A 25,815-nucleotide genomic window follows, 5' to 3' on the forward strand; every position below is an offset into this window, starting at 1 on the left:
GATCTCAGCCCGAGAACGCGCCTGATCGGGCGCGACGCTCAGCGCCGCCCACCCGGCGGGCCGCCGAACCCGCCGCCGGGACCTCCGAAGCCGCCCGGGCCGCCTCCGGGCCCACCCGGACCACCCCCTGGGCCGCCCGCACCGCCGAATCCGCCCGGGCCGACCGGGAAGGCACCGGGGCCACCGGGCGGAGAACCGCCGGGCCCGCGCGGCACCCCGAAGCTGCCCGGTCCTTCGCCGCCGGAAATCGGCCCATTCCCGGGCCGGGTATCGATGCCGAAGCCCCGCGGCGCGCCGGCGTCGCCGATGCCGCCCGGCCGGCCGCCGGGTTCCGCACCGAAGCGCCCCGGCAACTCGTCGGGCAGGTTGCGCAGATCCAGGCGGTCGCGCTCGCGCTCGAAGCCCGGGGCTTCGCGCTGCGGCGGCTCGGGGGCGATCCGATCCTCGATCCGCAGCCGCTCCACCGTCAGGTCGCCGTCCCGGGCGATGCCGGCGGTCAGCACGGCGCGGACACTGCCCTGTCGCGGCACCTTCGCGCCCGGTCGGCCGGTGACCCGGTAGCCGGAACCGATGTCGAGCCCCGCGCCCGCACGGCCGATATAGGCCTCGATCGAGACCTGCTTCAGGCCCGGCGGGAACGGCAAACCGATCTGGGCGGCGTTGGTGGTATGCAGGACCCCGTCCGCCGCCGAGCCGGTCACCAGGGCGCGCTTGCCCGGGGGCAGGGCGTCGGCGCCGGTCAGGCGCAGGGCCCCGATCAGGAGGGCGCCGTCCGCCCCGCGTCGCACCGGCCCGGCGACCCGATCCGGCCCGGCGTCCCGCGGCTCGACGAGGCTTGCCACGATCACCCCGTCCGGCCGCCGCAGCCCGCTCACCGCGACCCGCGTGCCGGGCTTCCAGTCGCCGGTCAGGCCCGCGGTGGAGACCCGCTGGCCGAGCACGATCATCCGCCCCGGCGCGCTCGCCTCCACCGGGCCCACCACCTCGCTGGTCACGTCGATGCGGCGCGTGGCGAGGCCGCCGCCCTCCGGCCGCGCCACAACGTGGACGACGTGCCCGATCTTCAGGTCGGCCGCCTTTGCGGCTGCCCCGTCGATGCGCACTTCCACCTCCGGCGGGTAGGCGATGCGCAGGTCGTTGACGATGATCGAGCCGAAGCGCCGGATCGTGCCGATCACGCCGGTGCCGCCGATGCCGCGGTCGCCCTCGCCGAGCGGAGTCTCGCGCGGCGCGTCGGTCCGCATCATGCCGGTGCCGCCGATGCCCTGATCGCGCGGCGCCTCCTGGGGCCGGACGGAGGTCGGCAGCAGCGTCGCGGCGCCCGCGAGAAGGCGCAGGACGAACCGGCGGTCGGGCAGGGTTCGCACCGGCGGGCTCCTCAACGCCCGCCCGTGGGAGGCGTCGGCGGCGCAGCCTCCGCGTAGACGTAGAGGCCGAAATTCCAGCGGTGGTCGCCGCCCGGATCCTCCTGGCAGGCGGCATGGGCCTCGCGATTGGCCTGTTGCAGCGCCTCCATGGCGATCTCGCGGGCCCGCGCCTCGAGCTTGGCGGCGAGCTCCTTCGAGAGCCCGTCGTAGTGGACGGCCCGCTCCAGGAACCGCGGCGTCTCGCCGACGATGTTGGCGACCGCTGCCGCGATGTGGTCGTGCAGGTTGCGGCCGAAATAATAGAGCTGCGGCCCCTCGGCGCCGTCGCCGCGCGGGACGTAGGCGGCTTCCGCCAGCACGATCCGGTCCTGCGCATCCGTGAAGGCGAGGCCGCGATCGAGCCACTCGTCGAGGACCGCCCGGGGGCGCAGGTCGCGCGTCACACCGGCCACCAGGGTCTCGAAGGACGGCGCGTTGTCGTCGGCGGTCCGCGGCAACGGCAGGGGATGGCCCTGCGGATCGGTGAAGGCCGGGTCGGCGATCCAGCGGGCGATGATCCGGCTCGTGCGCGAGACCACGGCGGGCACCGCGCTCACCGGGGCGCCGGCCCCCCGCAGGCGACGCACCTCCTTGCGGTGGATGCCGGTGAGCAGGGAGACGCGGCTGTCGGTCTGCTCCTTGCCGGTCAGCGCGAAATCGTACTCGGCCACGTTCACGTAGAGCTCGCGCAACAGGTCGGTGAGGGCCGGAAAGGTGATGCCGCGCGCTACCAGCAGGCGCACCAGCGGCCGCAGGAGGCGGGCCAGCGGCGCGTGCAGGGCTGCGCCCTCGCGCGGTGTATCGGCGGTCTCGGACATGCGGGCATCGTTACAGCGTGCTGCGTGGGAGACAATCCCACAACGTGCGCCGACGCACACCGAAACACCGTTTCCGAATTGACGTGGGATTTTTGCACACGTAAAACGGACTTGTGGTCAAATTTCCCACGTGAGGCCAGGGGACGAGCGATGACGGTCGAGACGCGCATTCTTGTCGGGAAGGCACTCCCGCCCCTGCGGATGGGTGATCTCGACATCCGCCGGTCCAGCCAACACGCCCCCATGCCGCGGCTGGGACGCATCGCCTGCGTCCTAGCCGCCCTCGCGCTGCCCGCCCTCGGTATCGCTGTCGCGGATACGGTCCACCGCGTCAGGGAAACGAAGGCGTCGCAGGCCGCCGCTCCCGTTACCCCCTCAGACGGGGCGGCGGCACCCCAGCGGGCCATCACGCCCGCACGTGCCTTGAGAACCGCCAGGACAGCCACCTGGGCGACAGGATGGACAGAGACACGGTCGTGATCGCCCTGTCCGGGACCCACCGCGACGATACACGGCATGCGCCTACCTGCGGTGGGGCGCCCGTCCTCGATCTCGCGCTCTGCCTGATCCTCTCGGTGACCGTGGTCGGCCTGCTGCTGCTGGCCCTCTGATCCCGGCCCTCTGACCCCGCGGCTTGGCCGCCCCTCGAACGAGACCTCCATGATGACATCGCTTCGCGTTGCGCTCCTCGGCGTAGCGGCCGGCAGCGTCGCGCTCGGTGCCCAGGCCGCGGATCTGCCGCGTCGCGCCCCGCCTCCGCCGCTCCCGTTGCCGCCAGCCTTCACGTGGACGGGCTTCTATGCCGGCGTGAACGCCGGCTACGCGTTCCGCACCGGCAGCGGAGGCTTCACGGATCCCGCCTACGGCGCCGTCACTGGCGGCAACCGATCGGGCGGCTTCGCCGGCGGCGGGCAGATCGGCTACAATTATCAGTTCACGCCGGGCTCCGGTTTCGTGATCGGCGTCGAGACCGACATCCAGGGGACAGCCTTCGGCAAGGCGGACGCGGCCTATCTCGGGACGACGCCCTATTACAGCGTCCGTCCAAGCCTCGATTATTTCGGCACGGTCCGCGGCCGGCTCGGCTACGCCTTCGACCGCGTTCTGATCTACGGGACCGGCGGCTTCGCGTATGGCGGCGGCGCGCGTTCGTCCTACGTGGCCACCTACCCCTACACGCTGCCCGGGACCGGCCGGACCGGCTACGCCGCGGGCGGCGGCATCGAGTACGCCTTTACCGAGAAGCTGTCGGCCAAGGTGGAAGCCCTGTACCTCCATCTCGATCGCGGCTTCACAGGAACGACATACTACAGCGCCGCCGTACCGGCGTATTACGGTGCCGGCAAACAGGATTCAGGGTTCGCTCTGGTCCGGTCCGGGGTAAACTACCGTTTCTAATCAGTATTGATTGAAACGGACCTTGACGGAGCGGCCGGGTTGAGGCGCTATGCAGGGCGTTCGGCCTCGCGACGTCATGGACCCGTCGTGCGTGATCACGGCTCGTTCGGAAGCGCCGGTGCCGAAGGCCGCGCGGATACCACCGCGCGGTATCGGGGCCTTTCCGACAGGATCGTCCGTGAGCACTTCACGCCCGCACGTCATCGCGACGACGCTTCTCGCGCTCGCAACCTCCGGCTTCGCCGCGTCGGCACAGGAGATCATCCCGCCCGGGCCGAACGGGCGGGGCGCCATCCTGATCTACGGGAACTTCTGCGGGCCGGGGAACCGCGGTCCCGGCTACACGCCGATCGACGCGCTCGACCGCGCCTGCGCGCACCACGATGTCTGCTCGGCCGACCCGATGTCGGGCACGCTGACGGCCTGCGCCTGCAACCGCCGCCTCGAAGTGGAGGCGGGCGTGGTCGCCCGCGACCCGCGCACGCCGGCCCAGACCCGCGAGGCGGCGCGATTCATCGCCGACTTCGCGGCGGCGCTGCCCTGCCAGTAGGGGCGCCGCCGGGCCGCTCAGGCGGCGTCGGCCGGGTTGGCGGCCTTGGGTCCGCCCTTGGCGACACCCACCAGCGCGGGGCGCAGCACCCGGTCGCCGATGACGTAGCCCGACTGGACCACCTGCACGACCGTGCCGGCGGGCACGTCCGGGTTCGGCACCTCGAACATGGCCTGATGCCGGTTCGGATCGAACTTCTGGCCCTGCGGCTCGACGATCTTCACGCCGTGGCGCTCCAGGGTCTTGGCGAGGTCGCGCTCGGTCAGCTCGATCCCGTCTATGAGCCCCTTCAGGGCGCCGTCGGCCGAGGCCTTGGCGTCGGCCGGCACGCTGTCGAGGGCGCGGCGGATGTTGTCGGCTACGTTCAGCACGTCGCGGGCGAAATTCGTGACCGCGTAGGTGCGGGCATCGGCAACCTCGCGCTCGGTCCGGCGGCGCAGGTTCTCCATCTCGGCGAGGGTGCGCAGCGTCCGGTCCTTCAGCTCGTCGCGCTCGGCGGTGAGGAGGGCGAGCGTCTCCGCGATGGGATCGACGGACGCCTCGGCGCCGTGGCCCGCGGAGGCGGGATCCTGGGCCGCACCGGCACCGGCCTCGACCGTGGTCTGGCGCTGGTCATCCTGGGGCATGTCGTTGCTCGTCATCGTGTTTCAGTCGTCCGGGGGATGGGTTCGGGCACGCGGGAACCGGCGCTGATATCTGGCCCGGAGCCTGCGAAATCAACCCGTTGCTCAAGCTTCGCGCGGCGGCGGAGCGGCGACCAGCGCCTCCAGGCCCTCGGCCTTGAGGGCGGCCACGTCGCCCGCGAACACGTCCATCACGGCGCCGCGGATCGCGGCCTGCCGATCGGGCTGCGTCACCCGTGTCCCGGTGAGGTCGGTGACGTAGAAGACGTCCACCGCGCGCTCGCCGAAGGTCGCGACATGGGCCGAAGTGATGTTGAGCGACAGCCGGCCGAACGCCGTGGTCAACTCGTAGAGGAGGCCCGGCCGGTCCAGGCCGGTGACCTCCACGACCGTCTCCCGGCTCGATAGGGCGTTGTCGATGATCACGTCCGGCGGCACCGGGAAGGTCTTGGCGCGCGTGGGCGACGGCGGGTGCTTGTCGGCCACGAGGTCGGCGATGCGGATCTCGCCCTTCAGCGCCCGCTCGATCGCCGCCGTGATGCGCTTCGTCCGGCGCGTCTCGTCCTCGTCCCGCTCGAAGGCGCGCGAGATGACGATCGTGTCGAGGGCGAACCCGTCCGTGGTGGTGAAGATCTGGGCGTCGACGATGTTGCTGCCGGCCGCCGCGCAGGCGCCGGTGATGATGGCGAGCAGGCGTGGGTGGTCGGGCGAGTAGATCGTGATCTCGGTCACCCCCCGCACGGGGTCGAGGGCGACGTCGGTGGCGCTGGTGCGGCCGTCGTGGAGCGCGTCGCGCAGGAACAGCGCGTTCTTGAGCTGGCGCGGGCCGTCGACCTTGAGCCAGTAGGCCTGCCCGTGCCGGCCCGCATAGGCGTCGAACTCCTCCGACGACCAGCCCGACAGCCGCTCGCGCAAGCCCATCTGGACCAGGCGCACCCGGTCGGTGCGGGCGATCTCCGAATGCCCGCCCGACAGGTAGACCTCGGTCTCGTCGTAGAGGGTGCGGATCAGGGTACCCTTCCAGGCGGTCCAGACACCGGGGCCCACCGCCGTGATGTCGGCCACCGTCAGGATGGTCAGGAGCTTCAGCCGCTCCAGGGTCTGCACGCTGGCGGCGAACCGCTCGATCGTCTTCGCGTCCGAGAGATCGCGGCTCTGCGCGGTCATCGACATCAGCAGGTGGTGTTCCACGAGCCAGCAGACCGTCTCGGTCTCGGCTTGGTTCAGGCCGAACCGGGGGCAGAGCTTTTCCGCGATGGCGGCGCCCGCGATCGAGTGGTCCTCCGGCCGGCCCTTGGCGATGTCGTGCAGCAGGATCGCCACGTAGAGCGCCGTCCGGTTGTGGATCGTGTGCGCGAGGCGTGAGACCAGCGGATAGGTCTCCTGGTTGCGGCCCGATTCGATGTCGGCCAGCACGCCGACCGTGCGCAGCAGGTGCTCGTCCACCGTGAAGTGGTGGTACATGTTGAACTGCATCATCGCGACGATGCGGCCGAAATCCGGGATGAACCGGCCGAGCACCCCCGCCTCGTTCATCTCCCGCAGTGCCTCCTCGGGGGCGTTGCGCGAGGTGAGGATGTCCAGGAACAGGCGGTTCGCCTCCGTGTCGCCGCGCAGCGACGGGTTGATGAGCCGCAGCGAGCGGTTGGCGAGCCGCTTGGCGTCCGGATGGATCGCGAGGTTGTGCCGGTCGGCGAGCCAGAACAGCCGGATCAGGTTGACGGGATCGCGCTCGAAGGCGTCCTCCGCCCGCAGGTTGACCCGCCCGTGGTCGATCCAGAAATCCTCGGCCTCCATGGCGGTCGCCCGGAACCGGTCGCGGAACCGGCCGATCCAGCGGTCGAGCACCGGCGTCCGCTTGGCGTGGCGTGCCTCCAGCTCCGCGCAGACGATGGCGGTGAGGTCGCCGACATCCTTGGCGAAGCGGAAATAAGCCTTCATGAAGCGCTCGACGCCGGAGAGGCCGCCCCGGGCCTCGTAGCCGAAGCGCTCGGCGATCCGCGGCTGCAGGCCGAACGACAGGCGCTCCTCCGCGCGCTTCGTCACGAAGTGCATGTGGCAGCGCACCCGCCACAGGAACTCCTCGCAGCGCTCGAACAGCGCGTATTCCTCCGGGGTGAACAGGCCGGCGCTGACCAGCTCGGCCTGATCGCGCACCCGGTAGGTGTACTTGGCGATCCAGAACAGCGTGTTGAGGTCGCGCAGGCCGCCCTTGCCGTCCTTGACGTTGGGCTCCACGAGGTAGCGCGACGAGCCGGCCTTCGAGACGCGCAGGTCGCGCTCGCGCAGCTTGGCCTCAACGAACTCCGCGGCCGAGCCGACCACCAGCTCCATGTCGAAGCGCGTCACCAGCTCCTCGAACAGGATCCGCGAGCCGAACAGGAACCGCGCTTCCAGCAGGGCGGTCCGGATCGTCATGTCGGCCCGCGCCTCGCGCAGACATTCCTCGACCGAGCGGGTCGCGTGGCCGACCTTCAGCTTCAGGTCCCACAGCACGTAGAGCATCGCCTCGACGACGCTCTCCGACCACGCGGTCTGCTTGTAGGGGAGCAGGAACAGCAGATCGATGTCCGAGCCTGGGGCCATCGTGCCCCGGCCGTAACCGCCGGTCGCGACCACCGCGAGCTGCTCGCCCGTGGAGGGGTTGTCGTTCGGATAGAGCCGCCAGACTACGGCGTCGTGGATCGCCCGGACGACCGCGTCGGTGAGTTTGGAGAGCGTCTGCGCGCAGCGCAGGCCGTTGCGGTCCCTCAGGAGCTGGGCTTCGGCGGCGCGGTGGCCCTCCGCGATCACCCGGCGCAACTCGGGCACGAGGGCGGCACGGAGCTTGGTGGGCTCGCGGGCCTCGCGATCGAGGTTCTCCAGGACCGTGGCAAGGGCGGCGACGGGATCGAACATGGCTCCCGTTAGCATGATATCCCTACGCCGCCAGCCATGCGGCGCGGCAGGCCGGGTCGCTGTGCCCGCGTATCATTACTCCGCCGCCGGCAGGTCGAGGGCGAGCAGCCGCGCCGTCCGGCTGCGGGCGTGCCGGCGCGTCTCCGTCTGATCGGTCTGGCGCCGCGCATCCGCAATGGCCGCGTGAACCCCGTCCACCGCCAGGATCAGGGCGCTGACCGTGCGGGCGTCGATGCTGCGCTCCCGCGCGTAGCAGACCACGTCGGCCACCAGCCCGTCGGTCTCCACCGCGAGGGCATCAAGCGCCTCGCTCTGCGTCGCCGTGCGCACCTCGCGCATGATGGCGAGCAGGCGATCGAGGACGTAATCGACGCGCTCCCGGCGCTTGCGGGCCAGCCGCTGCCCCAGCCACGCGAAGCCGGAGCCGATCGTGCCGCCGAAGAAGGCGAACAGGTAGATGTAGTCCTCGTAGCGATCGAGGAAGGTCTGCTGCTCGCGCTCGAAATAATCGACCGCGCCGGGGTGGTTCGGCAGGCGTGCCGAGGTCGCCGCCACCGTCGTGTCGAAGTCGGGCGCCTTCATCAGCTTGGCGACGGGCGCCGCCGAGGCGAGCCGCGAGCGCCACTCGAATAGGTGCTGCGTCGCCGAGGCCACCGCGACCCGGCTCACCGTGCCCCGGGCCATCAGGCGATAGGAGGCGCCGACGGTCTTGATCTCCTCATCGGGCCGCTTCGGGCGTCCGCCGAAGGTCCCGGCCGGGATGGTCACCGATTGCAGCTCGGGGAAGCGCTGCAGGATCGCGTCCCCGTCCGGGATCGAGACGAAGCCGATCTTGCGCTCCGGCGAACCCAGCTCGACGGCGTGCACCACCGCGCCGGCCGTCTTCGAGGCCGGGCTCGCGATCACCGCGACCGCATCGACCCGCTTGTCGTTGAGCGCAGCCGTCACCTCGCCGACCTTCAGCGGCACCAGCACCACGTGGCCGGTCTCCGCCTCCTCGGTCGCGGCGCCGTCCTGGAGCGCCGTCTCGCCCCGGTTCTCGGGCACGAGGTCATAGAAGGACAGCAGGTTCGTCAGGAAGGGCAGGTCGGCGCTGTGGCGCACCACGATGCCGAGGCGCTTGCGCGCCAGGGCGGGAATGTCGTCGAGATCGGCCGCCTCCGGCGCCGCGATGACCAGGGCCTCGTCGTGCAGGATCGCCAGCGTCAGGCCGTTCTCGGGCAGGAACACGTCCGGCCGCACCACGGCGAGGTCGGCCTTGTTGCGCTGGAGCGCGAGGGCACTGTCGCGGACGTCGCCGTAGCGCACGATCTTGAGGCGCACATCTTCGCGTGCCCGGTCCAGCGCGCCGGCGTAAGCCTCGATCAGGGCGGCTTCGGGCCCGTCCTGCGGGCCGACCGCCACCGTGAGGGTGTTCGGGCGTGAGAGGTAGACGATCGCGGCCGCGGCCGCGGCCAGCCCCAGGGCAACGAGGACCAGGAGCCATTCGCGCCGCATCAGCGCCGCCGCCAAGGCGTGGAGGCGCTGCCGCCATGGGGGGCGTGGACGATCGGGCGAGAGACTGTGGTTCGGGCCATGGCCGAGCCTGTCGCGTTGCGCGCGTTCCATACCCAAGTCATGGAACGCAAACCTGTCGAGATCGTGAAGAACCGGTGAAACGAACATTCGTTGCAGGATCCGGGCCGGGGGGGCCGAACGCCGCGGCTCCGCCCCCGAAGCCGATCAGTCCGACCTGGCTCGAACGGTCGGCGCTGCACTATCTCGAGCGCTACAGCGCCTCCACGGAGATGCTGCGCCGGACCCTGGCGCGGCGCGTGGAGAAGCGGGCGCGGCTGCGCGGCGAGGACCCGGCGGCCTTCGCCGAGATGATCGCCGCCACGGTGGCGCGGGCGGTCTCGGCCGGCCTCGTGGACGATGCGCGCTTCACCGAGACCCGCGTCGCCACCCTGCGCCGCCGGGGCACGTCGAGCCGGGGCGTGTCGGCGAAGCTCGCCGCCAAGGGCGTGCCGCGCGACGTGGTCGAGGCCGCCATGCAGGCCGAGCGCGACGCCGTGCCGGAGGGCGAGATGGAGGCGATCGAGGACCAAGCCGCCCAGGCCTACGCCAAGCGGCGGCGGCTCGGACCGTATCGCCGGCCGGACCAGCGGGCCTCGTACCGCGACCGGGATCTCGCCGCGCTGGCCCGGGCTGGATTTGCCTACGCTCTCGCCCGCCGGGTGGTGGATACGGAGGTCGAGGAAGCGGAATGATGGGTGCGGCATCGCGGCCTGGGGTGGATAGCTGGTCGCCCTTGCACCTTCGGCCGTGTCGTTCATTGTCTGTTCGATGGACGAGACCCTCGCCAAGAAGCTGCGCATCCTGGCCGATGCCGCGAAGTACGATGCATCCTGCGCGTCCTCGGCCGCGCCGAAGCGGGCCGCCGGCAAGGATGGTCTCGGGTCCACGACCGGCGCCGGGATCTGCCACGCCTACACGCCGGACGGGCGCTGCGTCTCGCTGCTGAAGATCCTGCTGACCAACTGGTGCCTGTTCGACTGCGCCTACTGCATCAACCGCCGCTCCTCGAACGTGCGGCGGGCGAAATTCTCGGTCGAGGAGGTCGTGAACCTCACCCTCAATTTCTACAAGCGCAACTATATCGAGGGCCTGTTCTTGTCCTCGGGCATCATCAAGTCGCCCGACCACACGATGGAGTTGCTGACCCGGGTGGCGAAGTCGCTGCGGCGCGACCATGGCTTTGCCGGTTATATCCATCTGAAATCGATCCCCGAGGCGAGCCCCTGGCTGATCGAGGAGGCGGGCCTCTACGCCGACCGGCTCTCGATCAACGTCGAACTGCCCACCGAGGCGAGCCTGCAGCAGTTGGCTCCGGAGAAGGACGGCGCTGCGATTCAGGGCGCCATGGCGCAGATCGGCGAGCGGATCGTGCAGGCCAAGGCCGAGAAGCGGCGCTTCTCGCCGGCCGGTCACTCGACGCAGGTGATCGTCGGGGCGGACGCCACCACCGACGAGGCGCTGATCCGCAAGAGCGCGCTGCTCTACGGCAGCGTGGGACTGAAGCGGGTCTACTACTCGGCCTTCAGCCCGATCCCGGACGGGTCCGCGATCCTGCCGCCGAAGCCGCCGCCTCTCCAGCGGGAGCACCGGCTGTACCAGGCCGATTGGCTGCTGCGGTATTACGAGTTCACCCCCGACGAGGTCGCCGATGCCTCGGAGGGCGGGATGCTCGCCCTCGACATCGATCCGAAGCTCGCCTGGGCGCTGAAGCACCGCGATAAATTCCCGGTCGACGTCAACAAGGCCGATCGGGAATGGCTGCTGCGGGTGCCGGGGCTCGGCGCCCGGGCGGTGGACAAGATCGTGAAGGCCCGACGCCATGCGACCCTGCGCCTGGACGACGTCGCGCGGTTGACCTCGGGTTTGAAGCGGGCGCGGCCATTCCTCGTGGCGGCCGATCACAGGCCGGTGGGGCTCACTGACCGGCTCGATCTGCGAACGCGCCTCGTCGAGCCGGCGCAGCAATTGAGCCTGTTCTGATGAAGCTCGGACTTGCGCCGCTCCCTCCCCCCTCTGCGGGGGAGGGTGGCCCGTGCAGCGGGTCGGGTCGGGACGAAGTCCCGCGAGGGGGGAGCGACGGTGCAGAACAGGGCTCGGTGCTGAATGAAGGTCGCGGTCCTCTTGGAAACGTCGCTCCCCCCCTCGCGGGACTTGGTCCCGACCCGACCCCTGCTGAGTCAGGGGCCACCCTCCCCCGCAGAGGGGGGAGGGGATGCGCTTACGCCGCGCGCCATCACCTTACGCCCCGGCGCCGATCTCGACGGTTTTCGCAACGCCGCCCGAAGCCTCGTCGCGCAGGGCGTCCCGCCCGAGGCGGTGACGTGGTCGGTGACGGACGCGCCCGGCCTGTTCGGCGCCGATGCGGATCATGCGCCCGCCCCTCCGCTCGCCCTGCCGAAACCCGTCGCCGCTCTGATTCCGCAGGTGATCCCCCACCGGGATCCGGAGCGCTACGGCCTGCTCTATGCCCTGATCTGGCGTGTCTGCCACGGTGAGCGGCACCTCATGGAGGTGGGTAGCGATCCGCTGATTCATCGCCTGCACCGGATGGCGAAGGCGATCGGGCGCGACCTCCACAAGATGCACGCCTTCCTGCGCTTCCGCCGAGCGGAGGATAGCGGCGGCGAGCACTACGTCGCGTGGTTCGAGCCCGATCACCACATCCTGGAGGCGGCCGCCCCGTTCTTCGTCAGCCGCTTCCGCGGGATGCGCTGGTCGATCCTGACGCCGGACGGCTCGGCCCATTGGGATACCGAGACCCTGACCTTCGGCCCCCCGGGCGATCGTGCAGCGCTGCCCGAGGGCGATGGCTTCGAGGCCGGCTGGCAGACCTACTACGAAAGCACATTCAACCCGGCCCGAACCAACCTGAAAGCCATGCGGGCCGAGATGCCCAAGAAGTACTGGCACAACATGCCCGAGACCGCCGCGATCCCGGCCCTGGTCCGGGCGGCGGCCGGGCGCACCGAAGCGATGATCGAGAGGGAGCCGACCTTGCCCACCCGCCGCGAACCCGCCCGCGCCGTCGCCGCCATGGCCGACCAGGATCCCAAGACCCTCGACGCGCTGAACGCCATCATCCGGCGGACCGAGCCGCTGGTCCCGGGCGCCACCCAGGCGGTCCTCGGCGAGGGGCCGGTCGGCGCCACGATCGCGTTCGTGGGCGAGCAGCCGGGCGACCAGGAGGACCGGCAGGGCCGGCCCTTCGTCGGGCCGGCCGGACAGCTTCTCTCGCGGGCCATGGCGGAGGCCGGGATCGACCGGGGGGCGAGCTACCTCACGAACGCGGTCAAGCACTTCAAGTTCGAGGAACGCGGCAAGCGGCGCATCCACCAGAAGCCGACGGCCGGTGAGGTCAGCCATTATCGCTGGTGGCTCGATCGGGAGCTGGAATTCGTCGCCCCGAAGCTCGTGGTGGCGCTCGGCGCGACCGCCGTGCTGGCGCTGACCGGCAAGGCGGTGCCGATCACCCGGGCGCGCGGCCCGTTCCGCTTCGAGCGGCACGACAACCGCTTCCAGGGCTTCATCACGGTCCATCCCTCCTACCTGCTGCGCCTGCCCGACGAAGCGAAGGAGGAGGCCTATGCGGCCTTCGTGGATGACCTGCGCCGGGTGGAGGCGCTGGGGCAAGAGCTCGCGGCGTGATCCTCACCGCCTCGCGTTCTGTTATGCTGGCGGGTGCCGATTCTTCGAGTTCCGCCACCATGGACAAACTCGCCGCCCTCGACATCCTGCGTGCCAACGAGCCGGAGCTGCGCCGCCGCGGAGTCCTGCACGCGGCCCTGTTCGGTTCGGTCGCCCGCGGCGAGGCGGGGACGGAGAGCGACTTGGACGTGATGATCGAGATCGACCGGGAGCGCGTGCGCGACCTCTTCGCCTATGCTGGCCTGTGCCGGTTCATCGACGAGCTGTTCCCGGTTCCGGTCGACGTGGCCGACCGGGAAAGCCTGAAGCCGCGCGTCCGTCAGAGGGCCGAGCACGATGCCGTTCCCGCCTTCTGAACGGGCGCTGGCCGCCTGCGAGGACATCATCGACAACGCCGATGCCGCCCAGTGCTTTGTGGCCGGTATGACGTTCGACGCCTTCGTGGCGGACCTGCGGACCAATTATGCCGTGGTCCGCTGTCTGGAGATCGTCTCGGAGGCGAGCCGGCGGCTGACCGACGCGATGCGCGAGCGCCATCCGGACGTGCCTTGGCGCGACATCGCCTCCATCGGGAATGTCTTTCGCCACGGCTACCACGGCGTCAAGCTGGACATCGTTTGGCGGACCGTCCACGAGCGTCTGCCCGTTCTCGTCGCGGCCTGCCGCGCCGAACTCGCCCGCGCGCCCGATTCCTGATCGCCCCGAGCCGCCTGAGCCCATGACCGACGCGAAGCCCGAAATTAAGCCCGTCGGCCCCGGCGATCAGGTGATCCTGGTCGATGGCTCCTCGTTCATCTTCCGGGCCTATTTCCAGTCGATCAACCAGGACCAGAAGTACAATTCCCGTCCCTCCGACGGGCTGCCCACCGGCGCCGTGCGGCTGTTCTGCACCAAGATCGCGCAGTTCCTGCAAGACGGCGCCGCCGGCACGATGCCGACGCATCTCGGCATCGTCTTCGACAAGTCCGAGGGCTCGTTCCGGAAGGAGATGTTCCCGGACTACAAGGGCCACCGGCCCGACGCCCCCGACGACCTCAAGCGCCAGATGCCGCTGATGCGCGACGCGGTGCGCGCCTTCGGCCTGCACGCCGTCGAGTTGCAGCGCTACGAGGCCGACGACCTGATCGCCACCTACACCCGCCAGGCCGAGGCGCGGGGCGCGGGCGTCATCATCGTGTCCTCCGACAAGGACCTGATGCAGCTCGTGGGGCCGCAGGTGCGGTTCTACGATTTCGAGTCCGGCGCCAAGGGCAAGCCCGGCTACCGGCCCGAGCGCAACCTCGACGTCGAGGCGATCATCGCCAAGTGGGAGGGCCTGCAGCCGAACCAGATCGGCGACGCACTGGCGCTGATTGGCGACACCTCCGACAACGTGCCGGGCGTCCCCGGCATCGGCCTGAAGACCGCCGCGGCGCTGATCAAGGAGTTCGGCAGCCTCGACGCGCTGCTGGAGCGGGCGGCCGAGATCAAGCAGCCCAAGCGCCGGGAGACCCTGCTGGCCAGCATCGATCAGGCCAAGCTGTCCCGAAAGCTCGTGGCGCTGATGGAGGACGTGCCGGTCCCGGTGCCGCTCGACGACCTCGGCGTGCCGAAGCCCGATCCGGAAAAGCTCGTCGGCTTCCTGAAGGCGATGGAGTTCAATACCCTGACCCGCCGCATCGCGCAGATGCTGCACGTCGACCCCGAGGCGGTGAAGCCGGATCCGCGGCTCCTGCCCGGCGCCCGGCCGCACGGCTACGGCAACGGCGCGGGCGGCAGCGACGCGGTGCCGTTCTTCGGCGATTCCGTGCCGCCGGACCCCGAGACCGCGGCGGCCGGCGCCGAGCGCCCGCCGGGCGATGCCCCGCCGGAAGGCGGTGAGATCGACCCCTTCGCCGACCTCGACCTGCCGGACGCCCCCGCCAAACCCCGGGCGCCCGTCGAGGCGACGCCGGGCAACGTCGTGGCGGCCCGCGCCGCCGAGGCGGTGGCGCCGTTCGACACCGCCGCCTACGAGACCGTCGCCAGCCTGGAGCAACTCGACGCCTGGATCGCGGAAGCTCAGGAAGCCGGGGTGATCGCGGTCGACACCGAGACCGACGCCCTCGACGCCCACAAGGCCGGCCTCGTCGGCGTCTCTCTGGCGGTCGCCACCGGCCGGGCCTGCTACATCCCGCTCGCCCACATCCAGGCCGCGAAGGTGCAGGCCGACGCCACCGACCTGTTCGGTGAAGGCGCCGCCGCCTCCGACGTGGCCGAACCGGTGCCCGGCCAGATCCCCCTGAAGGACGCCATCGCCCGGCTGAAGCCGCTTCTGGAGAACCCCGGCGTCCTGAAGGTCGGCCAGAACCTCAAATACGATTGGGTCGTGCTCGCCCGCTACGGGATCGAGATCGCGCCCTTCGATGACACGATGCTGATCTCCTACGTGCTCGACGCCGGCAAAGGCGGTCACGGCATGGATGAACTCGCCCGCCGCCATCTCGGCCACCAGCCGATCACCTTCTCGGACGTGGCCGGCACCGGCCGCAACAAGGTGACGTTCGACCGCGTCGCCATCGACAAGGCCACCGCCTACGCGGCCGAGGATGCGGACGTCACCTTGCGCCTGTGGCGGATGATGAAGCCGCGCCTCGTGGCCGAGCACCGGGTCGCGGTCTACGAGACCCTGGAGCGGCCCCTGCTGCCGGTGATCGCCCGGATGGAGCAGCGCGGCATCCGGGTCGACCGGGAGATGCTGAGCCGGCTCTCGGGTGATTTCTCGCAGATCCTGGTGCGCCTGGAGGAGGAGATTCAGGAGGATGCCGGCGAGACATTCTCCGTCGGCTCGCCGAAGCAGATCGGCGACATCCTGTTCGGGAAGATGGGCCTGCCCGGCGCCAAGAAGACGCCCTCCGGCCAATGGGCCACACCGGCCACGCTCCTCGAAGAACTGGCCCAGGCCGGGCACGAACTGCCCAAAAAGATTTTGGAGTGGCGCCAGCTCTCGAAGCTGAAATCCACCTACACGGATTCGCTCCAGACCCATGCGGATCGCGAGACCGCGCGGGTCCACACCTCGTTCTCGCTGGCGGCGACCACCACCGGCCGACTGTCCTCCTCCGAGCCGAACCTCCAGAACATCCCGATCCGCACCGAGGAGGGCCGGCGCATCCGCCGCGCCTTCGTGGCCGCCCCCGGCAACCGGCTCATCTCGGCCGATTATTCGCAGATCGAGCTGCGGCTGCTCGCCCACATGGCTGACATCCCGGAGCTGCGGAAGGCGTTCGAGGACGGGATCGACATCCACGCGGCCACGGCCTCGGCGATGTTCGGCGTACCGCTGAAGGAGATGACGCCCGACCTGCGGCGGCGGGCCAAGACCATCAATTTCGGCATCATCTACGGCATCTCGGCCTTCGGGCTGGCCGACCGGCTGGGCATCGGCCGCGAGGAGGCCTCGGCGTTCATCAAGCAGTATTTCGAGCAGTTCCCGGGGATCCGCGACTACATCGACACCACCAAGCGCAGCTGCCGCGACAAGGGCTACGTCACCACGCTGTTCGGCCGGGTCTGCCACTATCCGCAGATCCGCTCCAACAACCCGTCCGAGCGCGCCAGCGTCGAGCGGCAGGCGATCAACGCGCCGATCCAGGGCTCGGCCGCCGACATCATCCGCCGGGCCATGACCCGGATGGAGACGGCGCTCGCGGCCAAGCGGCTCAAGGCGCAGATGCTGCTGCAGGTGCACGACGAGTTGGTGTTCGAGGTCTCCGAGGATGAGGTGGAGGCGGCGATCCCGGTGATCGCCGGGGTGATGGAGCAGGCGCCGGCTCCCGCTTTGACGCTACGGGTGCCGCTGGTGGTGGAGGCCAAGGCGGCGGGGAATTGGCAGGAGGCACATTGAGGGCGCGGCGACCGCGAACCATGCAGTGCCGGCCCAAGTCCGGCACAGACGAAGCCGCACGATGCCCGATGTCCAATCCATCCCCCTCATCCTGAGGTGCCCGCGTCAGCGGGCCTCGAAGGAGGACTCCAGCCATCAAAGCGACTTCTGGAGGGCTCCTTCGAGGCCTCCGCTGCGCTGCGGCACCTCAGGATGAGGGCGCGGATTGGATCGAGGTTGAACCGTTTCGTCCAAGCGAACGGAGCGGAGCGGTCCAGCGCAGCGCCACCTCAACGGGAGGGCGAGCGTTCCCTCAGAACACCGGCAATGAACGCATCCTTGGCCGCCCGATAGAGCGCCATCGGCCGGTCCTGATGCGCCCGCTTAAGCGCATTGTAGCGCTCCACGAGCGCAGGGTCAGACTGTAAAGCGTCGGCGAAATGGTGGAACACGTCGAGGGTGCCCCCTTTGACAGTCAATTGCACGCCGAGATGCGGGGTCCGGCTCGCATCGGCGAAGGCCGAAAACGCATCGGTTCGGATCGACCCTACGTTTCGGGCGAAGACCCGTGCGAGCCGTTCATCGGCGGCGGCAAAGTTGGCCTGCGCGACGCGTACAACCACATCGAGATCGCCCTTGGTCAGGCAGCCGGGTATGGCAGTCGCGCCAACGTGTCGGATCTCCGCCGACCTGGGAAGTTGCGGGTGCAGCTGGCTGGTGACCGTCTGGAACAGGCGTTCGGCCACCGCACGCGCTGCGTCGCAGTCGGCTGCGAGGCGAAAAAATGAATCGTCCGTCATGGGGTCCGCCCGCGACCTTCCACGATTGACCCTCTTCAAGCGTCCTTAAGTTGCAGATCGATAGCGGCATCTTGGAGATGCCGCCAAAGCCGGTCATACGCCGTACGCCCATGACGTGTCCCGTTCCCATCTCGTGACCGACCCTCTCGCCTTCCTCGCCGGCGGCGGCGAAGCCGCGCGCATGATCCGCGCGCGGGACTGGACCGGCCACCCCCTCGGCCCCCCGGAGACGTGGCCGGCGGAGTTCCGCGCGGCGCTCTCCCTCGTGCTCAACTCGCCGGAATCGATGATCCTGGCCTGGGGGCCCGATCTCCATTTCTTCTTCAACGACACCTACTTCCCGCTGCTCGGGCCGCGCCTGCCCTGGGCCATGGGGGCGCGGTTCGACGCCGTCTGGGCCGATGCCTGGGAACAGGCCAAGCCGATCATCGACGCCGCCCAGGCGGGCCAGCCGGAGCGCTTCGTCGACCTGCCCTGGCAGCTCGATACCGACCGGGGCGCCCGGGACACGTGGTGGACGTTCTCGTACTCGCGCGTCCTCGATGCCGACGGCGCGGTCGCCGGGCTGTTCATCCTCACCAACGAGACCACCGGCCGGGTTCTGGCCGATGCCGCCCTGGTCGAGAGCCGCGCCCAGCTGGAGACTGCGCTCGCGGAACTCGGCCGCCTCAACGGCACGCTGGCGCAGCAGGTCGCGGACCGGACCGCCGACCGCAACGCCCTGTGGACCCTCTCGTCCGACATGATGCTGCGCAGCCTGTTCGACGGGACCATCATGGCGGTGAACCCCGCCTGGACCGAGGTGCTGGGCTGGCAGGCGGACGAGCTGATCGGCACCAACCTGATGGCCCTCGTCCACCCGGACGATCTGGACCGCACGACCGAAGGCGCCGGGCGCCTCGCCGCCGGCGAGCGCCTGACGCGCTTCGACAACCGCTACCGGCACCGGGACGGCAGCTACCGCTGGATCAGCTGGGCGGCGCGGCCGGGGGAGGGGGTAATCAACGCGGTCGGGCGCGACTTCACGGCCGAGCGCGAGCGCGCCGACGCCCTGGCGGCCGCCGAGGAGGCCCTGCGCCAGTCGCAGAAGATGGAGGCGGTCGGCCAGCTCACCGGCGGCCTCGCGCACGACTTCAACAATCTGCTCGCCGGCATTTCCGGCTCGCTGGAGCTGATCCAGACCCGGCTCAGCCAGGGCCGGATGATGGATGTCGACCGCTACATCAACGCCGCCCAGGGCGCGGCCCGGCGCGCCGCCGCCCTGACGCATCGGCTGCTCGCCTTCTCGCGCCGGCAGACGCTGGATCCCAAGCCCACCGACGTGAACCGGCTGGTCGCCGGCATGGAGGAGCTGATCCGCCGGACCGTGGGGCCATCCATCGCGGTGGAGGTGGCGGGCGAGCCCGGCCTGTGGCCGGCCTTGGTCGACCCGCCGCAGCTCGAGAACGCCCTGCTCAACCTGTGCATCAACGCCCGGGACGCGATGCCGGAGGGGGGGCGGATCGCCATCCGGACCGCCAACACGCGGCTCGACACGGAGGCCGCCCAGCGCCACGACATGCCGCCGGGGCCGTATCTCTCGCTCTGCGTCACCGATACCGGCACCGGGATGCCGCCGGAGGTCGTCGCGCGGGTGTTCGAGCCGTTCTTCACCACCAAGCCGCTGGGGCAGGGCACGGGCCTCGGCCTGTCGATGATCTACGGCTTCGCCCAGCAATCCGGTGGGCAGGTGCGGATCGACTCGGAGGTCGGCCGGGGCACCACGGTGTGCCTCTACCTGCCCCGCCACGGTGGCGCGGTGCCGGACGAGGATCCCCTTGCGACGCTCGGCGCGCCGCCCCGGGCCGCTCCGGGGGAGACGGTCCTCGTCGTCGACGATGAGCCGACGGTCCGGATGCTGGTGACGGAGGTTCTGGAGGATCTCGGCTACACCGCGATCGAGGCCGCCGACGGCGTCGCCGGGCTCAAGGTGCTGCAATCCGACGTGCGCATCGATCTGCTGGTGACCGATGTCGGGCTGCCCGGCGGGATGAACGGGCGCCAGATGGCCGAGGCGGGCCGCGAGAAGCGCCCGGGGCTCAAGGTGCTGTTCATCACCGGCTACGCGGAGGCGACTGTGCTGGGCCACGGCCAGCTCGCCCCCGGCATGCAGGTGATTACCAAGCCGTTCGTGGTCGAGGTGCTGGGCGCCCGCATCCGCGAGATGATCGGCCACAGCCCGCTTCCCCACTCTTGACCGCGCGGCCTATCGGGCCCTGAACTGCCGGTCCTGAACAGGACCAACCCCACCGGGAGGACGAGACGCCATGAAGGCGCTGCTGTGCACGCGGCTCGACGGGCCGGACCATCTGGCGATCGCCGAGCGGCCCGATCCGGTCCCCGGGCCGGGCCAGGCCCTGGTACGGATCCGGCTGGCGGCGCTGAATTTCTTCGACACGCTGATCGTGGCCGGCCGCTATCAGGTGAAGCCGCCGCTGCCGTTCTCGCCGGGGGGCGAGGGTGTCGGCGTGGTGGAGGCGTTGGGCGAGGGGGCTTCGGGCGTCGCGGTCGGCGACCGGGTGATCGTCCATGCCGGGCACGGCTGCTGCGCCGAGCGGATCGCCATCGACGCAAGGCGGCTCACGCCGGTGCCGGACGCGGTGCCGGACGAGCAGGCGGCCGGGCTCACCATCACGTACGGCACCTCGCTCCACGCGCTGGCCAACCGGGCGCGGATCCAGCCCGGCGAATGGCTCGCGGTGCTGGGCGCCTCCGGGGGTGTCGGGCTCGCCGCCGTGGAACTCGGCCGGCTGATGGGCGCCCGGGTGATCGCCTGCGCGTCCTCGGAGGAGAAGCTCGCGGTCGCCCGCGCCCACGGGGCCGAGGCGGGGCTCGTATACGATCCCGCCACCCTGAAGGATGACCTGCGCCGGATCTCCGGCGGCGGGGTCGACGTGGTCTACGACGCCGTCGGCGACGCCTTCGCGGAGCCCGCCCTGCGGGCGCTCGGCTGGCGCGGGCGCTACCTCGTGATCGGCTTCGCCGCGGGGGACATCCCGCGGCTGCCGCTGAACCTGATCCTCCTCAAGGAACTCGACGTGCAGGGCGTCCACTGGGGCGCCTTCCTGGAACGCGAGCCGGAGGCGCACCGCGCCGATCAGCGCCGGCTGCTCGACTGGGTGGCCAAGGGCAAGCTCACCGCGCAGGTGCACGGGACCTACCCCCTGGCCGAGTTTCCGGTGGCCTTCGGTCTGCTGACCCGCCGAGCGGCGGTCGGCAAGGTGCTGCTGCGGCCCTGATCGGCCTGCCACGCGGTTCCGATGTGTGACGCTACGCAGAATCGTAGGGCAGCTCTGCGTCGGCCGCATCGAAGAAGAGGTCTGGTCCAACGACTCGTGTCATCGTTGTGTGTCAAAATCCCGATGCCGATGCATTGGGGATAGAATGATGAGTTGGTTTCGAGGCGTAACTTTGAAATTAGCGCTGCCGTCTCTACTTGGATTTATATTACTGCTTGCGACCGCCTATGAGAACTTGTCGCAGATCGCATCAGTCGAATCTTCGAGTGCGGAGATCCGCGAGACGTGGATGCGGAAAGACGCCGAACTGAACGCGCTTCAATTCGTGGTCCTTCGCTACCACACGACGACCATACGCAAGGTTGTAGCCGTCGAGGCGGCCGAGAACCGGGACCTCGATCAGGAACTCGTCGAGATGGATGGGGCGATTCCGGAGGCGTTCCGGCACTATCGCATCCTGATCGGCTCCCCCCGGGAGGCGGCGCTCTGGGATACGTTCGAGACGCGGTGGCAGGGCTATCGCGCGGCCCGGGCCTCCATCCTGGCCGCCCTGACGCGCGGCGACCGTGATGCCGCTCGGGACGCGATCGCCCCGGCCCGCCAGCCCCTGGTCGACACCTTCGGAGCGCTCGGGGAACTGGCGCGGGTCAACGCCGAGGGCACGAGGCTATCCGCGGAACGGGCCGCCGGGGCTTATCGGACCGCCTGGACCGCGTCGATCGGCCTGCTGCTGGCCGGCCTGCTCGTCACCGGTGCAGGTCTCTGTGCGGTCTGGCATCTGGTCGCGCGGCCGATCCGGTCCCTGGCGGGCGTCATGGGACGTCTGGCCGCCGACGATCTCACCGCGACGGTGTCCGGTGCGCGACGGGGCGACGAGATCGGCGCCATGGCGGCCTCCGTTCAGGTCTTCAAGGACGGGCTGATCCGGGCCCGCACCCTGGAGGTAGGGGCCGTGCAGGCCCGCGCCGGTGCCGAGGAGCAGCGCCGGGCGGGCATGCACCAGATGGCCGTGGCCTTCGAGAACGCCGTCGGCGGCATCATCGGTACGGTCTCGGCGGCGGCCTCGGCGCTCCAGGGCACGGCCTCGATCATGACCAAGACGGCCTCCGGCACCGCCGACCGGTCCAGGCGCGTAGCCAGCGCGGCCGAGAATGCCGCCACCAACGTCAACACTGCGGCCTCCGCGGCCGAGGAACTCGGCGCGTCGGTCCAGGAGATCGGCCGTCAGGTGTCGAACTCGTCGGCCCTGACCCAGGCGGCCGTCGAGGAGGCCGACGCCACCGGCCACTTGGTGCAGGATCTGAGCGGTGCGGCGACGCGGATCGGCGACGTGGTGACGATGATCACCTCCATCGCCGAGCAGACCAACCTTCTGGCGCTCAACGCTACGATCGAGGCCGCCCGAGCCGGGGAGGCGGGGCGCGGCTTCGCCGTGGTGGCCGCGGAGGTGAAGGAGCTGGCCGGCCAGACTGCCAAGGCGACCGATGAGATCAGTGGCCACATCGCCCGGATCCAGGGCTCGACCGGCGAGGCGGTCTCGGCCATCAGCCGGATCGGCGGCCGCATTCAGGAGATCCGGGCCGTCACGACCCTGATCGCCGCTGCGGTGGAGCAGCAAGGCGCGGCCACGCAGGAGATCGTCCGCAACGTCGCGCAGGCGGCCCAGGGGGCGGGCGAGGTGACCGGCACCATCACGGGCGTCGCGGAGGCCGCGCACGAGACCGGGATGGCGGCCGATCAGGTGCTCACCGCGGCCTCGGAGCTAACGCAGCATTCCGAGCATCTCGGCCGCGAGGTGACACGCTTCCTCGCGACCGTGCGGGCGGCCTGAGCGCTCTCTGCAGAAGGCGGTGCCGGCTGCGGAGCAGGCTCAGAGCAGCCCGCGGGCCTTGGCAAGGCCGACGAGATCCGTCTGCGGGCGGGCGCCGATGTGCTGGATCACCTCGGCGGCCGCCAGCGTGCCGAGGCGGGCGCTGGCGACGTTGTCGAGGCCGCGGGCGTGCCCGGCCAGGAACCCGGCCGCGAACAGGTCGCCTGCGCCGGTCGTGTCCACCACCGCGTTCACGGGGCTCGCCTCGACGGCACGGACTTCGCCGCCCTGCACCACGAGCGCGCCCTCGGCCGAGCGCGTGACGAGGCCGAGCAGATGCCGGCCGCGGGCATTGCGCTCGTCGCGGAGCGCCGCCACGGCGGCCTCGGCATCGTCGGTCTGGTACAGGCTCTGGAGCTCGCCCATGTTGGCGAACAGGATGTCGATGCTGCCGTCGCGGATCAGGCCCAGGAACTCGTCGCGATAGCGGCCGACGCAGAACGCATCCGACAGGGTGAGCGCCACGGCGTTGCCGGCTTGATGGGCGATCTGGGCGGCCTTGCGGAACGCGTCCTTGGCGGCCGGCGGATCCCACAGGTAACCTTCGAGGTAGACGACCCGGGCGGACTTCACCAGCGCGTCGTCGACATCGGCGGGCGAGAGGCCCTGGCAGGCGCCCAGATAGGTGCTCATGGTGCGCTCGCCGTCCGGCGTCACCAGGATCAGGCAGCGGGCCGTGGCCGGCCCTTCGCTCGCCGCCGGAACGGTGAAGCCGACGCCCGTGGCCTTCAGATCGTGGCCGAACAGGCCGCCGAGTTCGTCGTCCCGCACCTTGCCGACGAAGCCGGTCTTCGCGCCGAGCAGCGCCGCGCCCACGGCGGTGTTCGCCCCCGAGCCGCCCGACACGATGGTCGTCTGGCCCATGGCCTGGAACAGCGACTCCGCCCGGGGCTCGTCGATGAGCTGCATGGCGCCCTTGGTGACGCCCTGGTCGGCGAGGAAAGCATCGTCCGCGCGGGCGATCACGTCGACGATCGCGTTGCCGAGCACGAGGAGATCGAGGGAGGCTGTCATTCGGGCGTCCTGCTTCGGGTTCGCGCCGCTGTGGCATCCGCCTCGGATCGGATCAAGCCGCGGGATCTGCGGGGGGCGGGAGATCGGCGAACAGGTCGGCGACGGGGAGGGTCAGGCCGGGCGGGGTCAGGTCGAGGGCGCCGTCGGTGGCGATCCGGGTCGTGATCAGCTCTTCGGCGCCGCGTCGATGGTGGATGACCAAGCGCTTGACCGGATCGACCATCAGGTAATGCGCCACGCTCGCGAGACTGAAATACCGCGCCAGCTTGAAGCCTGCATCGACTGAGCGCGTACCCGGCGACTGCACTTCCACGACAATCGCAGGATCGGGTACCTCAATCGCCTCGACATCCATCCGGGGCCCGCAATACACGAGCGCATCGGGCTCGAAGGTCGTCGTCGCGTCGATGCGGACCGTCATGCCGTCGGGCATCATGTGGCAGTGGCAGGCCGTGCCGGCAGCCAAGATCGCCCGCTTCAAGGCCGTTTGGGTCGCGTACTTGACCAGAGCATGTCCGGCCCGTTCCGGCGCCATCGCGAAGACCTCACCATCGACCAGCTCGAAGCGCCCCGGTTGCCCTTCGGCCCAGGCCAGGAACGTGTCGACGGTCATCCGTTGCTTCGGCAGTGCGACCATGCGCTCAGCCTAACACGATTCGGACCGGTAAACCTCAGCCCGCAATCTTCTCCAGCGCCACATCCCGGGTCCGGGGGCCGAGGAGACCGACGAGCAGCCCCGCCATCAGCATCGCCGCCGAGATGAACAGGAATACCCCCGGCGTCCCGGTCTCGCGCAGCACGAAGGCGATGATGAAGCCCGTGAAGATCGCCGAGAACCGGCTCCAGGAATACACGAAGCCCACCGCCCGGGCGCGGATGCCGGTCGGGAACAGCTCCGCCTGATAGGCGTGGAAGCTGTACGACATGACGTTGGAGGCGAGCGTCAGGCCGATGCCGAGCGCCACGATCCCCTCGACCGCCGTGGTCCGCGCGAAGGCGAGCCCGCAAGCGATATACACGAGGGCCGCGGCCACGATGACGTGCTTGCGCTCGAACCGATCGGCGATGAGAAGCCCGATCAGCGGCCCGACCGGGGCGGCCAGCGCGATCAGCGCCGTGTAGGCGAGGCTCGACGTGACCGTGATGCCCTGCGCCACCAGCAGGGTCGGCACCCAGTTGGCGAAGCCGTAGAAGCCCACCGTCTGGAACACGTTGAAGCCGGCCATCATCAGCGCCCGGCGGCGGTAGGGCGGCGCCCAGAGATCCCGGAAGGCGCCGCGCGGCTGCACCGGCTCCGGGGCGGCGGGCGGGGGCAGCGGGCGCCCGGCTTCCGCGGCGACCTGCGCTTCGAGACGCCGCAGGACGGCATCCGCCTCCGCGAGCCGCCCGCGCTCGATCAGCCAGCGCGGGCTCTCCGGCAGGCCCGCGCGCAGCCACCAGACCACGAGGGCCGCCGAAGCGCCGATCAGCACGACCCAGCGCCAGCCGTCGATGCCCAGCGGGGCGGTCGGGATCAGCAAGTAGGACAGGAACGCCACCACGGGGACCGCGGTGAAGCCGATGCTCTGGCACAGGGCGAAGGCGCGCCCGCGCACCGCCTTCGGCACCAGCTCCGACAGGTAGCTGCCGATCGTCACCATCTCGAGCCCGAGGCCGATACCCGCGATCAGCCGCCAGAGGTTGAGCCCGAAGGCCTCATGCTGGCAGGCCATCACGAGGTTGGCCGCCGTGTAGGCCAGGAGCGATCCCGTGAAGATCGCCCGGCGCCCGAACCGGTCGGCGAGCCAGCCGCACAGGAGGGTGCCGATGAACAACCCGGTGAACAGGGCGGCCACGAAGCTCGCGACGCCGCTCGCGCCGAACAGGCCGGGCGTCGTGGGGGTCAAAATCCCGGCCTTGACGAGGCCCGGGGCGACGTAACCGGTGAACAGCAGATCGTAGAGCTCGAAGAAGAAGCCGAGGCCGAGGAGGATCACGAGCCGCCAGACCGTGCGCGTGGCGGGCAGGCGGTCCAGGCGCGCGAGGAGGCTGCCGGGATCGAAGGCGTCGGCCGAGATCGGTGCCGCCGTGAGCGTCGCCATGCCGCCGCGTTCCCTCAAGCGCCGGATCGGCGC

21 protein-coding genes are annotated in these 25,815 nt (G+C 70.4%); 12 read left to right on the plus strand and 9 right to left on the minus strand.

Features of this window, described 5'->3' with window-relative positions:
* Positions 1 to 38 precede the first annotated feature (38 nt).
* Together AAHG09_RS20480 and AAHG09_RS20485 are read right to left on the minus strand one after the other, a co-directional pair.
* Positions 39 to 1,367 carry a DUF5666 domain-containing protein gene (locus tag AAHG09_RS20480; protein WP_342109334.1) on the minus strand — a complete coding sequence of 443 codons (1,329 nt, stop codon included), beginning with the start codon at positions 1,365 to 1,367 and terminating at the stop codon, positions 39 to 41.
* A gap of 11 nt (positions 1,368 to 1,378) precedes the next feature.
* Positions 1,379 to 2,224 (minus strand): DUF6502 family protein, encoded by an 846-nt coding sequence (locus tag AAHG09_RS20485; RefSeq protein ID WP_342109335.1) that lies wholly within the window; start codon positions 2,222 to 2,224, stop codon positions 1,379 to 1,381.
* Between the two features lie 458 nt (positions 2,225 to 2,682).
* On the opposite strand from AAHG09_RS20485, the gene AAHG09_RS20490 reads away from it, so the two are divergent.
* The 3 genes from AAHG09_RS20490 (at position 2,683) to AAHG09_RS20500 (ending at position 4,172) form a co-directional block, all read left to right on the plus strand.
* On the plus strand, positions 2,683 to 2,835 hold the full coding sequence (locus AAHG09_RS20490) for a hypothetical protein (RefSeq protein ID WP_342109336.1): 153 nt from the start codon (positions 2,683 to 2,685) through the stop codon (positions 2,833 to 2,835).
* A gap of 49 nt (positions 2,836 to 2,884) precedes the next feature.
* The gene (locus tag AAHG09_RS20495) at positions 2,885 to 3,622 is read left to right on the plus strand and encodes an outer membrane protein (protein WP_342109337.1); all 738 of its coding nucleotides are present in this window, start codon (positions 2,885 to 2,887) and stop codon (positions 3,620 to 3,622) included.
* Between the two features lie 178 nt (positions 3,623 to 3,800).
* Entirely contained in the window at positions 3,801 to 4,172 is a 372-nt protein-coding gene (locus tag AAHG09_RS20500; RefSeq protein WP_342109338.1) for a hypothetical protein, read from the plus strand.
* 17 nt (positions 4,173 to 4,189) lie between these two features.
* Here AAHG09_RS20500 and grpE read toward each other — a convergent pair whose 3' ends face one another.
* The 3 genes from grpE to AAHG09_RS20515 form a co-directional block, all read right to left on the minus strand.
* Positions 4,190 to 4,798, minus strand: a complete 609-nt coding sequence (gene grpE / locus AAHG09_RS20505; RefSeq protein WP_342109339.1) for a nucleotide exchange factor GrpE — start codon at positions 4,796 to 4,798, stop codon at positions 4,190 to 4,192.
* Positions 4,799 to 4,900: 102 nt separating this feature from the next.
* Complete coding sequence (locus AAHG09_RS20510) at positions 4,901 to 7,693, minus strand: [protein-PII] uridylyltransferase (protein ID WP_342109340.1); 2,793 nt, start codon at positions 7,691 to 7,693, stop codon at positions 4,901 to 4,903.
* A 75-nt stretch (positions 7,694 to 7,768) separates the two neighbouring features.
* The gene (locus AAHG09_RS20515; protein ID WP_342109341.1) at positions 7,769 to 9,190 is read right to left on the minus strand and encodes a TAXI family TRAP transporter solute-binding subunit; all 1,422 of its coding nucleotides are present in this window, start codon (positions 9,188 to 9,190) and stop codon (positions 7,769 to 7,771) included.
* A gap of 224 nt (positions 9,191 to 9,414) precedes the next feature.
* Between AAHG09_RS20515 and AAHG09_RS20520 the strand changes: the two genes are divergently transcribed.
* From AAHG09_RS20520 to polA, 6 genes are all read left to right on the plus strand, one after another.
* Positions 9,415 to 9,942: a regulatory protein RecX gene (locus tag AAHG09_RS20520; protein WP_342109386.1), complete on the plus strand. Its 528-nt coding sequence runs from the start codon at positions 9,415 to 9,417 to the stop codon at positions 9,940 to 9,942.
* Positions 9,943 to 10,018: 76 nt separating this feature from the next.
* Positions 10,019 to 11,230, plus strand: coding sequence for a putative DNA modification/repair radical SAM protein (locus tag AAHG09_RS20525; RefSeq protein ID WP_342109342.1), 1,212 nt, complete (start codon positions 10,019 to 10,021; stop codon positions 11,228 to 11,230).
* A 123-nt stretch (positions 11,231 to 11,353) separates the two neighbouring features.
* Positions 11,354 to 12,895 carry a UdgX family uracil-DNA binding protein gene (locus tag AAHG09_RS20530; RefSeq protein WP_342109343.1) on the plus strand — a complete coding sequence of 514 codons (1,542 nt, stop codon included), beginning with the start codon at positions 11,354 to 11,356 and terminating at the stop codon, positions 12,893 to 12,895.
* A 59-nt stretch (positions 12,896 to 12,954) separates the two neighbouring features.
* Positions 12,955 to 13,251 carry a nucleotidyltransferase family protein gene (locus AAHG09_RS20535; RefSeq protein ID WP_342109344.1) on the plus strand — a complete coding sequence of 99 codons (297 nt, stop codon included), beginning with the start codon at positions 12,955 to 12,957 and terminating at the stop codon, positions 13,249 to 13,251.
* Positions 13,232 to 13,591 (plus strand): HepT-like ribonuclease domain-containing protein, encoded by a 360-nt coding sequence (locus AAHG09_RS20540; RefSeq protein ID WP_342109345.1) that lies wholly within the window; start codon positions 13,232 to 13,234, stop codon positions 13,589 to 13,591. Before AAHG09_RS20535 ends, AAHG09_RS20540 begins: the two co-directional genes overlap by 20 nt.
* A 22-nt stretch (positions 13,592 to 13,613) precedes the next feature.
* Positions 13,614 to 16,760, plus strand: a complete 3,147-nt coding sequence (gene polA / locus AAHG09_RS20545; protein ID WP_342109346.1) for a DNA polymerase I — start codon at positions 13,614 to 13,616, stop codon at positions 16,758 to 16,760.
* A 269-nt stretch (positions 16,761 to 17,029) separates the two neighbouring features.
* Here the strand turns inward: polA and AAHG09_RS20550 are convergent, their stop codons facing one another.
* The gene (locus AAHG09_RS20550; protein ID WP_342109347.1) at positions 17,030 to 17,539 is read right to left on the minus strand and encodes a GrpB family protein; all 510 of its coding nucleotides are present in this window, start codon (positions 17,537 to 17,539) and stop codon (positions 17,030 to 17,032) included.
* A 133-nt stretch (positions 17,540 to 17,672) separates the two neighbouring features.
* On the opposite strand from AAHG09_RS20550, the gene AAHG09_RS20555 reads away from it, so the two are divergent.
* The 3 genes from AAHG09_RS20555 (at position 17,673) to AAHG09_RS20565 (ending at position 22,648) form a co-directional block, all read left to right on the plus strand.
* Positions 17,673 to 19,775 carry a hybrid sensor histidine kinase/response regulator gene (locus tag AAHG09_RS20555; protein ID WP_342109348.1) on the plus strand — a complete coding sequence of 701 codons (2,103 nt, stop codon included), beginning with the start codon at positions 17,673 to 17,675 and terminating at the stop codon, positions 19,773 to 19,775.
* Positions 19,776 to 19,845: 70 nt separating this feature from the next.
* Positions 19,846 to 20,817 carry an NADPH:quinone oxidoreductase family protein gene (locus AAHG09_RS20560; RefSeq protein ID WP_342109349.1) on the plus strand — a complete coding sequence of 324 codons (972 nt, stop codon included), beginning with the start codon at positions 19,846 to 19,848 and terminating at the stop codon, positions 20,815 to 20,817.
* A 148-nt stretch (positions 20,818 to 20,965) separates the two neighbouring features.
* Complete coding sequence (locus AAHG09_RS20565; protein ID WP_342109350.1) at positions 20,966 to 22,648, plus strand: methyl-accepting chemotaxis protein; 1,683 nt, start codon at positions 20,966 to 20,968, stop codon at positions 22,646 to 22,648.
* Positions 22,649 to 22,687: 39 nt separating this feature from the next.
* Here the strand turns inward: AAHG09_RS20565 and AAHG09_RS20570 are convergent, their stop codons facing one another.
* Genes AAHG09_RS20570 through AAHG09_RS20580 form a run of 3 tightly spaced genes read right to left on the minus strand, consistent with a single transcriptional unit; the run spans position 22,688 to position 25,782 of the window.
* Positions 22,688 to 23,701 carry an adenosine kinase gene (locus AAHG09_RS20570; protein WP_342109351.1) on the minus strand — a complete coding sequence of 338 codons (1,014 nt, stop codon included), beginning with the start codon at positions 23,699 to 23,701 and terminating at the stop codon, positions 22,688 to 22,690.
* Between the two features lie 52 nt (positions 23,702 to 23,753).
* The gene (locus AAHG09_RS20575; protein WP_342109352.1) at positions 23,754 to 24,314 is read right to left on the minus strand and encodes a Uma2 family endonuclease; all 561 of its coding nucleotides are present in this window, start codon (positions 24,312 to 24,314) and stop codon (positions 23,754 to 23,756) included.
* A gap of 58 nt (positions 24,315 to 24,372) precedes the next feature.
* Positions 24,373 to 25,782 carry an MFS transporter gene (locus AAHG09_RS20580; protein ID WP_342109353.1) on the minus strand — a complete coding sequence of 470 codons (1,410 nt, stop codon included), beginning with the start codon at positions 25,780 to 25,782 and terminating at the stop codon, positions 24,373 to 24,375.
* Positions 25,783 to 25,815: the final 33 nt, after the last annotated feature.

The organism is Methylobacterium guangdongense (genome assembly GCF_038442355.1).
GTDB classification, from domain to species: domain Bacteria; phylum Pseudomonadota; class Alphaproteobacteria; order Rhizobiales; family Beijerinckiaceae; genus Methylobacterium; species Methylobacterium guangdongense.

What these genes read in the sequence shown, in the direction of transcription:
- grpE (WP_342109339.1), bottom strand. Translation starts at nt 4,798, where the DNA reads ATGCCCCAGGATGACCAGCGCCAGACCACGGTCGAGGCCGGTGCCGGT.
- AAHG09_RS20485 (WP_342109335.1), bottom strand. Translation starts at nt 2,224, where the DNA reads ATGTCCGAGACCGCCGATACACCGCGCGAGGGCGCAGCCCTGCACGCG.
- AAHG09_RS20570 (WP_342109351.1), bottom strand. Translation starts at nt 23,701, where the DNA reads ATGACAGCCTCCCTCGATCTCCTCGTGCTCGGCAACGCGATCGTCGAC.
- AAHG09_RS20560 (WP_342109349.1), top strand. Translation starts at nt 19,846, where the DNA reads ATGAAGGCGCTGCTGTGCACGCGGCTCGACGGGCCGGACCATCTGGCG.
- AAHG09_RS20510 (WP_342109340.1), bottom strand. Translation starts at nt 7,693, where the DNA reads ATGTTCGATCCCGTCGCCGCCCTTGCCACGGTCCTGGAGAACCTCGAT.
- AAHG09_RS20580 (WP_342109353.1), bottom strand. Translation starts at nt 25,782, where the DNA reads ATGGCGACGCTCACGGCGGCACCGATCTCGGCCGACGCCTTCGATCCC.
- AAHG09_RS20575 (WP_342109352.1), bottom strand. Translation starts at nt 24,314, where the DNA reads ATGACCGTCGACACGTTCCTGGCCTGGGCCGAAGGGCAACCGGGGCGC.
- AAHG09_RS20525 (WP_342109342.1), top strand. Translation starts at nt 10,019, where the DNA reads ATGGACGAGACCCTCGCCAAGAAGCTGCGCATCCTGGCCGATGCCGCG.
- AAHG09_RS20565 (WP_342109350.1), top strand. Translation starts at nt 20,966, where the DNA reads ATGAGTTGGTTTCGAGGCGTAACTTTGAAATTAGCGCTGCCGTCTCTA.
- AAHG09_RS20540 (WP_342109345.1), top strand. Translation starts at nt 13,232, where the DNA reads ATGCCGTTCCCGCCTTCTGAACGGGCGCTGGCCGCCTGCGAGGACATC.
- AAHG09_RS20535 (WP_342109344.1), top strand. Translation starts at nt 12,955, where the DNA reads ATGGACAAACTCGCCGCCCTCGACATCCTGCGTGCCAACGAGCCGGAG.
- AAHG09_RS20490 (WP_342109336.1), top strand. Translation starts at nt 2,683, where the DNA reads ATGGACAGAGACACGGTCGTGATCGCCCTGTCCGGGACCCACCGCGAC.
- polA (WP_342109346.1), top strand. Translation starts at nt 13,614, where the DNA reads ATGACCGACGCGAAGCCCGAAATTAAGCCCGTCGGCCCCGGCGATCAG.
- AAHG09_RS20515 (WP_342109341.1), bottom strand. Translation starts at nt 9,190, where the DNA reads ATGCGGCGCGAATGGCTCCTGGTCCTCGTTGCCCTGGGGCTGGCCGCG.
- AAHG09_RS20530 (WP_342109343.1), top strand. Translation starts at nt 11,354, where the DNA reads ATGAAGGTCGCGGTCCTCTTGGAAACGTCGCTCCCCCCCTCGCGGGAC.
- AAHG09_RS20550 (WP_342109347.1), bottom strand. Translation starts at nt 17,539, where the DNA reads ATGACGGACGATTCATTTTTTCGCCTCGCAGCCGACTGCGACGCAGCG.
- AAHG09_RS20495 (WP_342109337.1), top strand. Translation starts at nt 2,885, where the DNA reads ATGATGACATCGCTTCGCGTTGCGCTCCTCGGCGTAGCGGCCGGCAGC.